The sequence below is a fragment of the Demequina flava genome (genome assembly GCF_000975035.1).
GTDB classification, from domain to species: Bacteria; Actinomycetota; Actinomycetes; order Actinomycetales; family Demequinaceae; genus Demequina; species Demequina flava.
In genome coordinates, this window is the sequence record NZ_BBRA01000002.1 from 371270 (window position 1) to 383467 (window position 12198).

Here is a 12198-nt window from a genome sequence, read left to right on the forward strand (position 1 = left end):
GTGCCACTCAAGGCCAGACTATTACTCACGAGGAGCACACGGATGTTCAAGACTGCCGAAGAGGCAATCGCATATGTGAAGGACGAGGCGGTCGAGTACATCGACATTCGCTTCTGCGACCTGCCCGGTGCGATGCAGCACGTCAACGTTCCCGCCCACCAGCTCGAGACTGTCCTGGAGGACGGCGCAGCATTCGACGGTTCGTCGATCCGCGGCTTCCAGGCGATCAACGAGTCCGACATGAAGCTGATCGCGGACCTTCAGACCGCGTACATCGACCCCTTCCGCAAGGCGAAGACGCTGGTCGTGAACTTCTCCGTCGTGGATCCTTTCACCGACGAGCCCTACTCGCGTGACCCCCGCAACGTTGCCATGAAGGCTCAGGAGTACCTGAAGTCCACCGGCATCGGCGACACCGCTTTCTTTGCGCCCGAGGCAGAGTTCTTCCTGTTTGACTCGGTGCGCTTCGAGACCAACCAGCACGAGGGCTACTACCACGTCGACTCTTCCGAGGGCGCGTGGAACACCGGTCGCGAGACCGAGCTCGACGGCACCCCCAACCGTGGTTACAAGACCCGTTACAAGGGTGGCTACTTCCCCGTCTCCCCCGGCGACCAGATGGCGGACCTCCGCGACCAGATCTGCACCACGCTGTCCGAGGTGGGCCTGGACCTGGAGCGCGCACACCACGAGGTGGGCACCGCCGGTCAGCAGGAGATCAACTACCGCTTCAACACCCTGCTGCACGCAGGTGACGACATCATGAAGTTCAAGTACGTCGTCAAGAACGAGGCATGGCGCGCCGGCAAGACCGCGACCTTCATGCCCAAGCCGCTGTTCGGTGACAACGGTTCCGGTATGCACGTTCACCAGTCCATCTGGAAGAACGGCGAGCCGCTGTTCTACGACGAGGCTGGCTACGGCGGTCTGTCCGACATCGCACGCTGGTACATCGGTGGAATCCTCAAGCACGCTCCTTCGCTGCTTGCCTTCACCAACCCCACCGTGAACTCATACCACCGCCTGGTTCCCGGCTACGAGGCACCCGTCAACCTGGTGTACTCGGCACGTAACCGCTCCGCGGCTGTGCGTATCCCCGTCACCGGTTCCAACCCCAAGGCCAAGCGCATTGAGTTCCGCGCACCTGACGCTTCGGGTAACCCCTACCTGTGCTTCTCGGCACTGCTCATGGCAGGCCTGGACGGCATCAAGAACAAGATCGAGCCGCCCGCTCCGATCGACAAGGACCTGTACGAGCTGCCCCCCGAGGAGCACGCAGAGATCGCTCAGGTTCCGGACTCGCTGGACAAGGTGCTCGATGCTCTTGAGGCTGACCACAGCTACCTCACCGAGGGTGACGTCTTCACCGAAGACCTCATCGCCGAGTGGATCGACTACAAGCGCGCGAACGAGATCGACCCGCTGCGCTTCCGTCCCCACCCGCACGAGTTCGAGCTGTACTACGACTGCTAAGAGTCAAACCCTGATTTACCTGGGTTGACGTCATATCGACACCGACTCAGTCCGCAGAGAGTCCGCACGGGCCGCAAAGATCCTTGAGATCGCGGCTCGTGTGGACTCTTCTGTATCTGGCCACAAATGCGCGTAGGTGTTGAGCGTCGTGGTCGCCTGCGCGTGACGCAGCCGTGCTTGCACGATCTTTACGTCGCAGCCCTCGGAGATCAGCAGGGATGCGTAATAGTGGCGCAAGTCATGGAATCGGAACGTGTCTGGCAGTCCAGCAGGGCCACGGGCCACACGCACCGCGCGCTCAATCTGGAACGGCTTCACCTGCTGGCCAAGAATATCCTCCAGTAGCCACTTCTCCCCCGTCGCATAACGTGACAGCTCGAGCGCCATATCCGGCGCAATCGGGATCGCCGTCATCGACATCTCGGACTTGAGTGCCTGCTCTGGATACTGAACCGCCGGGGAGATTACCCCGCGCATGAAATCCACATCCGAGTTTCGCAACCCGCACGTCTCCGCAATGCGAAGGCCCGCGAACGCGCCCAATAGGATCGCCGGACGTAGTTGCTCTGGCATCGCGTCGTGCAAGTCCCACACCTGCGCAGTGGTCGCCACGTAGGGACGCTGAGCACCGGCTTTGGGTGACGTGCGCCGAGAGCATGGGTTGCGAGTAATCACACCGTCGTGGACTGCATCGGACATGATCTGCGACAACCTGGAATGCACGGCGTAAACCGTGGAATCCGCGTAGCCATCGCGTTTGAGTTTCGCCACCCAGGACTTCACCTGCGAAGGCTTTACATCCCCGATGCGCTGCCCGCCGAATGCTTCCACGATGTGCTTGATATGTACCTGCGCCTGACGCACCGTTGAAGGTCGGTTAACGCCGTAGCCCTCGATCCACTGATCGCACCACGCCGCGACGGTAATCCGGGTCGCCGCCGGATCAACATGCGTCCCCGTGCGCACCTTGGACTTCTGCGTCTCCAGCCAGTCAACGGCGCCGGACTTCTTTTTTGTGGTCTTGAGCACGTCGAAGTGGCGTGTGTGCTCTTTGCCGTTGGCGTCCCGATAGCGCGCACGGTACTTCCCGCTGGCTGCCAAGGTGATGCCTGGGGGCAACTTGCGCGCAACCTTCACGGTGCCGCCTTGGATCTGAACGCTACTCATCGTCGTCTACTGGTGCGTGATAGTCGTTGATCTCCTGCGCCAGGCCTTGCAGGTATGGCGCAGAGTATCCCTCGCCTGGGGTGAACTCTCGGAGCTCAAGGTCCGGGTCCGGCGAGAAGGTCCGCCGTTCGAGGGCATCCTCATCGGCTTCCGGCTCGATACCCCAGTACGCATGCGTTCCCTGGCGCACGAGAGTTTCAATCGTCGTCTTGTCTAGCCAGGATTCGGCTGAGAGGTAATGACCCACCGTCATGGGTTCACCGCTCGAATCGAGGTTTTCCAACGCGATCGTGAGGTTGATTTGCGCCTCCCGCATGCGCTTGACGGCTTCGATCAAGTCTCGGCTTCGCGCGCTGCACTGATAGGTCCAAGCATTTACCTGCGCGGCGGCGTCCCCAGACAGCAGCCTCGACACATCAAAAAGATTAAGCACTGCGACCAGATCATGTGCCTCGGCAAGTTTTAGCGGACGCTCGCCCTTCTCGATTGCCCACACTGTCGCCTGGGACCACTTCCAGCCTCGGCTGCGCATCTTTTCGGCCAGGTATTTCTGCGAGCGCTCGCCTCGGAACGTTGCCAGGTTGCGACCGATCTGTGCGTCGGCCCCGACTTCTTCTCGCGCATCTTCATTCTTCGCCATGCACCAAGACTACCGCACCTAGTCACGCATGACTAGACATGGTCGTTATAATAGAAATTGCCGTCGACCAGGACTGCACTTTCTAGTTAGGAGAAGTGATGCGCTACATGACCGTCGAAGAGCTTGCGAATCTCTGTCGGACGAGCCCGAACACCGTTCATTGGTGGATCGCCCAGGGCACAGCTCCATTGAGCCAGAAGATCGGACGTCGACGGCTCTTCCCCGTCGAAGAGGTCGAACGATGGCTCGCCGCCCAGCCGAGTGACTCCGGGGTCCGGGCATGAGCGCGCCGCTGGTGAATGTCAACGTTGTCGTTCTCGACTCGCGTGCCATTGCTCACGCGAGCGACTTGGGCGTGAGTGCCGCCGCGCGCATCTTGGATTCGCTTGCAGATCGGGAGTACGGGCGTCCGCTCACCTATGCCGACCCAACAGGCGATATTGCTACCTGGAACGCGCTGATCGCGGAGGTGGGAGCCACACCATGACCACACCAATGAAGCGGCCCACCCCGAGCGGCAACTCGGAGCGGGCCATAGCAGAATCCGCTACCAACGACTTCTACCCACCTACGATACCGCGACGGCCCGGTCCGCACGACGATGGGCGCCCGCCCGGTCCCACGTCCGCCCAGGAGCGCGAGTATCTCGCAATTGAAGCGCACGTCCGTCGGCTCAATGCTACTAACCGACGCCGTCTGATGGCTGAGCTCACAGGGCTGTGCTCGCAGGATGGAGCGCGCCGTGACTGAACCGCGCATATCGATGGACCCGGGGCGCGGTGCCCTCCAACTCTCTGACCTTATTCGCAGGGGCGAGCGACTGCCTGCCCCGCCCACTCCCCAGGCACCCGCATGCCCGACGTGCGGCGCAGCCAGGACGGACACACGTGACTAACGATGAAGCCCTGCCCGAAGTGCGGCAGTTACGACTTACGCCAGCCTCGCACTTCAAACCCAAGCGCGTGCGCTGGCTCATGCCAGACCGCATCCCATTGGGAGAGGTGTCTCTCACGGCAGGCCGTGCCGGAATCGGGAAATCAACATTTCTGGCCCACCTCGCAGGCGCGGTCACACGGGGCGATCTCGGCGGTGACCTCAAGCGTCCCGCAGGCGTCGCAATTGTCGCCACTGAGGATTCCTGGGAGTACACGATCGTCCCGCGCCTGATGGCCGCAGGTGCTGACCTAGAGCGCGTGTTCCGGCTCGACGTCACTGAGGCGGAAATCGGTGGATACACGCTGTCTTTACCGGCAGACGACCGACGGCTCGAGGCTGCAATCCGCGACAACGACCTAGGTGCCGTCATCCTCGACCCGCTGTTGTCCGCCCTGCACGGCAAGCTTGACGCCCACCGGGATCAGGACGTGCGCCAAGCACTCACCCCACTAACCCGAATAGCAAACGCCACAGGCGCAGCGATTGTCGGCAACGCCCACCTGCGCAAAGCCGTTACCGGCGACCTGCTCTCAATGGTGTCGGGATCGCTCGCGTTCGGTGCGGTGGCACGCGCGGTCCTGGGGTTCGCCGCCGATCCTGACTCCGGCGAGCATGTGATGTCGTTGATAAAGAGCAATCTAGGTCCCGGCGATGTTCCCGACATGGCGTACCGACTCGCGTCCGTGAACGTCCCCACGGATGACGGCGACGCACCCGTCGCCAGATTCGAGATCGCGGGCGAAGCAACTACCCGCATGCGAGACATGATCAACGGCGGCGATGACGACCGGAGCGAGCGTGACGCCGCTGTGGAATGGCTACGCGACTACCTCATCGACGCGGGCGGCGGTGCGCCTGCCGCAGATGTGAAGCGTGACTGCAGCAGGGCAGGGTTCGCGGTTCGCACCATCGAGCGTGCCCGCGTCAAGGCCGGTGTAACCACCAATCGGCAGGGGTTTGGCAAAGGAGCGACCTATGTCTGGGAGTACGACCCGGGCTCATCCTCGCCACATGGAGACCATGATCGCCAGGACATACGCGCTGGCGAGCATGGCGAGCATAGGGGTGGCTGGTGAGCAACTTCCCGATGATGCCGGGCGCTCTGGCACACGACTGGCGTGCGCTCAACAACCTGATCGACCATTACGGCCAGCGCCAACCGATCCCGTGCCGCGACGGATATATCGAGCCATCGAGGACGTGGACCAGCGAGAAAAGCGCCGAACGTGACGCAGCTGCCGAAGCGTGCGGCGACTGTCCAGCGCTTACCCAATGCCGCGACTACGGCATCACGCACCCCGAAGAGTCCGGCGTATACGGCGGCCTCACGGACATCCAGCGCCGAAATCCATCACACAACCGAGTTAAGGAGGGCCAGTAATGCCCCGTCACACGCACCCGTCACACATTCGCCGCCCCTACCGAGGGGACGCCACACGCCATGACCAATCTCACCGCATCGCCTCGGAGCTCCGACGGCTCATGGCTTCACGGCGTGGCGAGGAAGTGCCCGAACCTGACGATGAGCGCGCATTCATCCGTATCCAGGCGATGACGCTCGCCGACGGTGCCGCGACGCTCACAGTCGGCACCGCTAAGCCCATCCGCGTCACGTGGCAGGGCCAGCGCTGGCAGTGCTCGGAATGCGGGAATTTGGGAACCAAGTGCTCGCACGCTCGCACGCTGCGTGAGTCGGTGCCGTACCTGCGAATGCGCCGCCAACTCAAGCGTGAGGCCGCCGCATGATGCCCGCCGTCGTGCGCATCGCCGGGTCGCGAGCCCAGGAAGTCCTAGCCATCGTCACGGTACCGGGCGCCGATGAAGTGCGAGTCCGCTGGCGTCCTGGCTCATGGCGCTGCGACCGCCACGGTGCCCAGAACATGCCGAATTGTGCGCATACGAGGGCGCTTCTCAACTCCGCCGAATACGGCCTGTGCCTGGAGAACTCATGACCGAATCAAGACAGATCACCGACGACGAGCTACGAGGCTTAACCCCGGCCCAGATTAATGAGCATCGACTAGCTGGAAGGCTCGATGCCCTCATGCGCGGCGAGACGCCCAAAACCACCCCAGAGGAAGCCGCGCCCCGCTTCAGCGGCTCAGCCGACGCCGGGCCACGCGGGGACACCTCGACCTACATCCACGAGGCCGACCTGGCGACCATGAGCGCTACCGACATCAACAACGCCCGACGGCTTGGACAACTCGACCACATCACACGAAAGCACTAGGAGATTCCCATGCAACACACCTACGCACGCCCTAACGGCACCGTCATGCTTACCCTGCCCGACCCGACCCCCGACGCCCTCGCTGGCTTCGCATGGCCTGAGGAGATTGCCGCCCTGCTCACCGCAGCCGATGACGCCTGGCGCGCGATGACCGAGGCCGAGATTGATTGGACTCAGGCGCGTGATGATCTACAGCTCGGTGCACCCAGCCGTGACAAGGCTCTACTTGTCGAGGCAGTGAAGTCAGGCAAGGCCGATCCCGGCACGCCTGCCACAGATGCCGCCCAGCGTGCCGAGGAAGTGGCATGGGTGAAATTCGAGGTGGCCAGGGAAGCCGCCGCCGCACCAGCCCGTGAAGCCAAAGCCGCCGTCGTCGAATACCTCGCGAAGAACGCCGATCAGATTGCAGCTCACGAAGTCGCAGTGCTTGAAGCTGCACAGCAAGCGCACGACGCCGCAGAGCAGGCAGCACGGGACGCACGTACAGCCAGCCGCATCGTAGGGGCCCTATGGGGCACCGTCCACGCCTACTCCCATGGACGGTACGACGCCACCACCTGGATGCTGGCACCTGACTATAAGTACGTCACGCAGTCGGGGCGCGATGCACTGCGGGCTAGGTACGAGGCCATCCGGGATGGCAGGCCGGACCCCACCACCGTCGTCAACGCAGGCGCTCGACAGTTCTAGAGTTCGCTCAACGGTCGCGACGTTAAACAAGCGTCGCGACCGTTGCTGGCGGAACGTGAACGCGCGCCGACTCAGAGAATCAAACCGGGGGTAGGGGACCTTTCCCCTGGTAGATGCCACATATGCCGCCGGGGAGTGCCTTGTCTAGTTTTCAGAGCACAAACCAATGGCCCTCGACCAACTGGAGTACCAACATGACATCTGAAAATGACCCCCAGCCGCCCGCTGGACTACGTGACCGCGGCGAACGTTTCTGGACTCGCACCCTGGAGTATTTCGACCTCGAGCCAGGTGAGATCGAGCTCTTAACGGAGATTGCACGTGCCCTCGACCGGCTCACCGATCTCGATGAAGCTGCACGACGCGACGGCACGATGATCGAGTCTTCCCAAGGAATGCGCCTGCACCCGGCCATTGCTGAGCACCGCGCCCTGTCGTTGGCGACGGCCCGTATGCTCTCTCAGCTCGGACTGCCTGACGAGGACGGCACGCCCACTGTGGTGAGCGCCAAGAGTGCCGCAGCCAAAGCACGTGAGGCGCGGCTCAATGAGCAGAGTCGGATCGCACGGTAATGGCCAAGAACAAGAAGCGGGTAGTGGAGCGTGATGCGGGCGAGTGGCCCGCCGTGCTTGCTGACCCCGATGCTCGACAATGGCGCTCAAGGTCCGCTACGGCTTCATTCCTGGCCGCTGAGGGCGTCGGGGAGGCGAGCATGGTTGAACGGTTCGACAGTCCCGCTGGCCGTCGATATGCAGCCATTTGCGCATGGTCCCGGCGTCACATGGAATCGACCGTGCGGCCCGGCCAAGTGGATCAGGGTGAGATGAACCGCAGCGGCCTACGCCGTGTGCAGCAAGCCGCCAACCGCGCCCGGATTCTCGAGGTATTGGGAGCTCATTAGTGCCAGCGGAAACGCCCGGCGCGGGCACGCGTGCCACTTGCTTTAGGACTTGGCTTGCGGAAAGACGTGCGCCAGGCCGTGCGCTGTCGCCGCGTCGGTAACAACGTCGTGCGAAGTCTGGCGCGTGTCGGTCACGGTGAGGACCACATCACCGGCCCGCTCGTGCAATTGAGTCACCCCGGCAATTTCCCAGCGCTTGCGAGTGCCGTAGCGAGTCGCCAGGAGGTACGCCGGTACACCCAGGACAGCGACCGCCAGCAACGCGATCAAGATGTAGTGACCACGCCCAGATGTGATGGCGGGAAGTATCAACACGAAGCACGCAGCGCCCAGTATGACCGCGCCAATGGCTGCCAGGGCGTTGCCCTTGCGCTCGACGTAGTAGTGGCCCTTTGCGTGGATGACTTGCTTCACAGTTGCCCCCTCAGGCTCTCGTGCCGGTCACAGTATCAGCCGTCCCGTCGGCCCACTCTGCGACTGTTGAAATCACCTGCGGAATGGTGTCCACCGTGCTCCCAATCCAGTCCGCACGACGGCCCCGGAGTCTGCCGTCGAGATGCTCGACCCAGGCGACGATGCTCCCGCTGGCTGTTTCAACAATCGCGGTACGACCCTGACGCTCTACGGCGTACCACCGCAGCTGAGGTGCTGTCATTGGTTAAACGGTTCGAAGTTTGAGAACGCCTCAACGACGCCGGACTGCACGCTCTCCACGAATGTCCACACGGGTGCCCACCAATCGAACAGGACACCGGCCATGAGGACACCCACGGCGATGCTGGCACCGATCCAGCGGACCACCGGAAAGTGCTCCGCGAGGTCTCCCAGGAATTGAGCCGTGCTCGCTATCGTCATGCGCCACAGAGTGCCACCTACCTCTGACAAGCAAGTTTTTGTCAATCCGTCGATAGCGTCAATCACTCAGGGCGCGACGCCCGCCGCTCGCCGTCGACGCCCGCCGCTCGCCGTCGAGGTTCGCCGCGAGAACTTCGTATGCCCAGGTATTTCCCACTGTACGTGCTGGCGTCAGGATTGCTCCTGAAAGGCCCGTCGCGCGATGTGGTTCTCATGGTTGACCATAAGAACGCCCCCACCCAGCCGTCGGGGCTAGGTGGGGGCGTTTTGTTGCATTCAAACAGCAGGGGCGATCTGTTCGAGGTTGGCAAGTCCTTCCGGATGCACGACCCATTGCGCCTCGCCCTCACGTCCCATTGAGTATGTCGCCGTCACGTGAGCTAGCAACCAATCGGGCTCGACCGTCGCGCGATAAGTTTGGTGCGGTTGCGCGAACGCGGCATTTGCCCCGCGTGTGTCCGCAAAGAACCGAAGCACCTCGGGGTCATCGGTCCATGCCATTCCATGAGAGTGGGCGGGTACGGCTGCGCGGTATAGCGTCACCGGTTCGCCGGGCCGCCGCGCGACTTCACCGTCTCGAGTGAAGCCCACCTCTTCGAACATCTCGCACCACTCCTCAGCCGGTAGCGACCGGCCTGGGTACTCGCTACTGATCCACGCATCGAGCAGCGCGGGGAGCATCGCATCCCTGGCTAGGAGGCCCGTCGACCATAGTCCGCTCAAGAGCGCGGGGCTACGGTTGCGGCCCAAGCGGCTCGCCGCCAAGTGGTAGTCCTCAAGCGTCGCCTCGACGCGGTTATCTACGAACCATTCGATCATCGCGCCAGAATCGTAGAAGATCATCGGCACTGCTTCCATATCGACTCCTCGGTGTCCACGCCCCCACCTAGCCTGCTGGCCAGGTGGGGGCGTTTGTTGCGTCTAGGCGGCTAGGAGCGCGTGGGCCTTCGCGTCGTGCGGCACGTGCTCGACCGGAACAGCCACGGACTGCCTGTTGCCACTTTCATCGCGCATTGAGAGCCGAGCCGCTATGCGGTATCTACCGAGAAGCGTGTAGACCCTGTGGCTCACAGGGTCATTGCCGTCTGCCTTGAAATCCGTTTTAGTGGACTCGCCCACGCGCAGAGGAGACAGAAGCTGGTCTAGTGGCCGGCCGCTCCCTGGCTGCTCGATGCCCTGGCCCTGGTCTACGCCGTTGTCGGTCCAGTGAAACAAGTAGACCTCCGAGGACTCGATCGAATTGCCCCATGGAATGATCACTGCGTCGGGGCCGAGAGACTCGACCTCATCTGCAAACGCGAGCATCTCTTGCGCCTTCTTGCGAAGGTAGTCAGCGGGGTGTGTGTTCATGATTCCTCCTGAGTTTCGATGCGTCGCAACGCATCATCGGGAGCCGAGCGCCCCCGAAGAATTGGGGGCGCGAGTCCGCGCCAGTCCGCAGATAGTCCGCAAGACGCTCACAAATAGACACAACTAGCCACCATTCGCGGGAGGCATCGTGCCTGGTATCTAACAACTGCCACCGATAGCCACCAATAGCCATCTGTGCGGGGGCAGTTCGAGCTGTACTACGACTGCTAAGTCGTAGCCAGTAGTTCTTCAAGGTCCGCCGTCCCGGTCACCCGGGGCGGCGGACCTTTTTGCGTGGGGCGCGCGTTGAGTCCGCCCACACGTCTCGCACACGTCTCGCGCGCAGGCGCCTGAGTCGCGCCGCATGTGCGCCTCAGTAGTGCACGGGCCCGCTAGACGGCGCACTGCTCAACCTGGTGCACTACTGAGGCGCGCTAGTTGCCGCCAAGAGCCTCGATGATCTGCGCTGAGGTCGAGAATGCACGGTTGTCATCTGCCGTCGGGGTGAAACCCAAACGCACAACGACGAGGTCCTGCGACGGAACCACAGTGATCTTCTGGCCGTCGTGCCCACTGGCGAAGTAGGCATCGGCCGGTAGCTCGTCATTGACGACTGACCCATCAGCACTCGTATTGGACCACCAGCTCGAGGCGTAGCCATCGGCTTCGACAGTCGTCGCGGTCGTGACGGGCGTGGTTGACTCGGCAATCCAGCCCTCGGGCAGTAGCCTCTCGTCATTCCACACGCCATCTTGCAGAGCGAACTGGCCGATGCTCGCCCAGTCCCTCGCGCTTGCCCACATGTAAGAGCTACACACAGGGTTGCCCGTGGCGTCTGCTTCCAGCACTGCGGTCGACAGACCGAGCGGAGCGAAGATCTCCCGGCGCGGGAAGTCCGCCAGACCGCGGCCATTGGTGATCGCGTCGCACAGCAACGTCGTGCTTCCGCTGGAGTATTGGAGGTAGGTTCCCGGCTCATGTGCGAGTTCCTGCGACGCGACGTACGCGCCCATGTCCTCTTCGGCGTACAGCATCTGCGTAATCGGCGTGCCCAGGTCGTAAGTCTCGTCCCACGCCAGTCCGCTGGTCATCTCGAGGAGGTGGCGGATCGTGATCTCGGCGCGTTCGTCGCTCCAGTCGTCCACCAAGGCGGCATCGTCGAGGCTGACCTCACCTTGCTCGACAAGACGGCCCACGAGGAGGTTCGTGACGCTCTTGGTCATCGACCAACCCAGCTGGGGCGTCGTTGGGTCGAAACCGTCGGCATAGCGCTCGGCAATGAGCTCGCCTCCCTGGAGAACCACGATCGCGCGCGTACCCAGTTCTTCGCGAGACGTGTCGTCGAGATCGTCGCCAAAGCCGTGCGCGAGAGCGTCCGCGAGGCCAGAATCATCCGTCGCGACCTCTGGAAGCCCGGCATATGGGTTGTCGTCCGCTGTGACGGCGGTAGCGCTCCCCCACGAGTCTGGCCGCTCGTCCGCAACAGTGCATCCGAATTCATCCATGTTCCATGCCGTCTGCTTGGCGAGGACGCCCAGTACAGCGCCGGTTGAAGCCGTGTCGTCGTCGATGCTGGTGGTGCGCATCACTGGGATGAGCGGGTTTGGAGGGAGGTCGTCAGCGGCACCGTCACGTCCCGCCACGTGGGTCACCGCACATTCGTTGTGCGCCGCATAACCCGTTCCAGTAAGCAACATTGGGCGCTGATACCAGTAGACAGCGATCACGGTCAGAACCAATGCGGCAGCCACGATGAGGGCGACGATGCTCTTGCGGGACATACTGACAACTCCTGTGTTGCACAGCACCGTCGCAGCCGTCTCACACCGCGACGTGTGACATGAAGGCGGGCGACCAGGCGCCCGTGGAACCGGTCAAGAATACGACACTGCACTCGCCGGCAGGCACCACTCCTGTTCACACGTTATTTAGATAAGTGGTTAAATAGATAGG

The 12198-nt window shown here is 62.6% G+C and carries 16 protein-coding genes; 9 read left to right on the top strand and 7 right to left on the bottom strand.

Annotated features, from left to right (window positions below; translation table 11 throughout):
• The first annotated feature begins 42 nt into the window (after nt 1–42).
• Nucleotides 43–1473, top strand: a complete 1431-nt coding sequence (gene glnA, locus AOP74_RS10245; RefSeq protein ID WP_061962272.1) for a type I glutamate--ammonia ligase — start codon at nt 43–45, stop codon at nt 1471–1473.
• A gap of 30 nt (nt 1474–1503) precedes the next feature.
• On the opposite strand, the gene AOP74_RS10250 is transcribed toward glnA, so the two are convergent.
• Both AOP74_RS10250 and AOP74_RS10255 read right to left on the bottom strand, forming a co-directional pair.
• A complete protein-coding gene (locus AOP74_RS10250) occupies nt 1504–2640 on the bottom strand; it encodes a tyrosine-type recombinase/integrase (RefSeq protein ID WP_082096256.1) in 1137 nt (378 codons plus the stop codon).
• Nucleotides 2633–3280 (bottom strand): helix-turn-helix domain-containing protein, encoded by a 648-nt coding sequence (locus AOP74_RS10255; protein WP_061962273.1) that lies wholly within the window; start codon nt 3278–3280, stop codon nt 2633–2635. The genes AOP74_RS10250 and AOP74_RS10255 overlap by 8 nt, the downstream gene beginning before the upstream one ends.
• A 107-nt stretch (nt 3281–3387) precedes the next feature.
• On the opposite strand from AOP74_RS10255, the gene AOP74_RS12445 reads away from it, so the two are divergent.
• The 8 genes from AOP74_RS12445 (at nt 3388) to AOP74_RS10295 (ending at nt 7711) form a co-directional block, all read left to right on the top strand.
• Complete coding sequence (locus tag AOP74_RS12445) at nt 3388–3564, top strand: helix-turn-helix domain-containing protein (RefSeq protein ID WP_369345505.1); 177 nt, start codon at nt 3388–3390, stop codon at nt 3562–3564.
• Nucleotides 3561–3767 carry a hypothetical protein gene (locus tag AOP74_RS10265; RefSeq protein ID WP_152649271.1) on the top strand — a complete coding sequence of 69 codons (207 nt, stop codon included), beginning with the start codon at nt 3561–3563 and terminating at the stop codon, nt 3765–3767. Before AOP74_RS12445 ends, AOP74_RS10265 begins: the two co-directional genes overlap by 4 nt.
• Before the next feature lie 400 nt (nt 3768–4167).
• On the top strand, nt 4168–5292 hold the full coding sequence (locus AOP74_RS10270) for an AAA family ATPase (protein WP_061962276.1): 1125 nt from the start codon (nt 4168–4170) through the stop codon (nt 5290–5292).
• On the top strand, nt 5289–5597 hold the full coding sequence (locus tag AOP74_RS10275; RefSeq protein WP_152649272.1) for a WhiB family transcriptional regulator: 309 nt from the start codon (nt 5289–5291) through the stop codon (nt 5595–5597). Before AOP74_RS10270 ends, AOP74_RS10275 begins: the two co-directional genes overlap by 4 nt.
• Nucleotides 5598–5698: 101 nt before the next feature.
• On the top strand, nt 5699–5962 hold the full coding sequence (locus tag AOP74_RS10280) for a hypothetical protein (protein ID WP_152649273.1): 264 nt from the start codon (nt 5699–5701) through the stop codon (nt 5960–5962).
• 202 nt (nt 5963–6164) lie between these two features.
• Nucleotides 6165–6449 carry a hypothetical protein gene (locus tag AOP74_RS10285; RefSeq protein WP_061962279.1) on the top strand — a complete coding sequence of 95 codons (285 nt, stop codon included), beginning with the start codon at nt 6165–6167 and terminating at the stop codon, nt 6447–6449.
• A gap of 9 nt (nt 6450–6458) precedes the next feature.
• Nucleotides 6459–7139, top strand: a complete 681-nt coding sequence (locus AOP74_RS10290) for a hypothetical protein (RefSeq protein ID WP_061962280.1) — start codon at nt 6459–6461, stop codon at nt 7137–7139.
• 194 nt (nt 7140–7333) lie between these two features.
• Nucleotides 7334–7711, top strand: a complete 378-nt coding sequence (locus AOP74_RS10295) for a hypothetical protein (RefSeq protein ID WP_061962281.1) — start codon at nt 7334–7336, stop codon at nt 7709–7711.
• A 371-nt stretch (nt 7712–8082) separates the two neighbouring features.
• Here AOP74_RS10295 and AOP74_RS10305 read toward each other — a convergent pair whose 3' ends face one another.
• The 5 genes from AOP74_RS10305 to AOP74_RS10330 all read right to left on the bottom strand — a co-directional run bounded on the left by AOP74_RS10305 (nt 8083) and on the right by AOP74_RS10330 (nt 12026).
• Nucleotides 8083–8454, bottom strand: coding sequence for a hypothetical protein (locus AOP74_RS10305; protein ID WP_061962283.1), 372 nt, complete (start codon nt 8452–8454; stop codon nt 8083–8085).
• 237 nt (nt 8455–8691) lie between these two features.
• Nucleotides 8692–8895 carry a hypothetical protein gene (locus tag AOP74_RS10315; protein WP_061962285.1) on the bottom strand — a complete coding sequence of 68 codons (204 nt, stop codon included), beginning with the start codon at nt 8893–8895 and terminating at the stop codon, nt 8692–8694.
• Nucleotides 8896–9171: 276 nt separating this feature from the next.
• Nucleotides 9172–9753, bottom strand: a complete 582-nt coding sequence (locus tag AOP74_RS10320; protein WP_061962286.1) for a hypothetical protein — start codon at nt 9751–9753, stop codon at nt 9172–9174.
• Nucleotides 9754–9816: 63 nt separating this feature from the next.
• The gene (locus AOP74_RS10325) at nt 9817–10245 is read right to left on the bottom strand and encodes a hypothetical protein (protein ID WP_061962287.1); all 429 of its coding nucleotides are present in this window, start codon (nt 10243–10245) and stop codon (nt 9817–9819) included.
• A 434-nt stretch (nt 10246–10679) separates the two neighbouring features.
• Nucleotides 10680–12026, bottom strand: coding sequence for a serine hydrolase domain-containing protein (locus AOP74_RS10330; RefSeq protein WP_061962288.1), 1347 nt, complete (start codon nt 12024–12026; stop codon nt 10680–10682).
• Nucleotides 12027–12198: the final 172 nt, after the last annotated feature.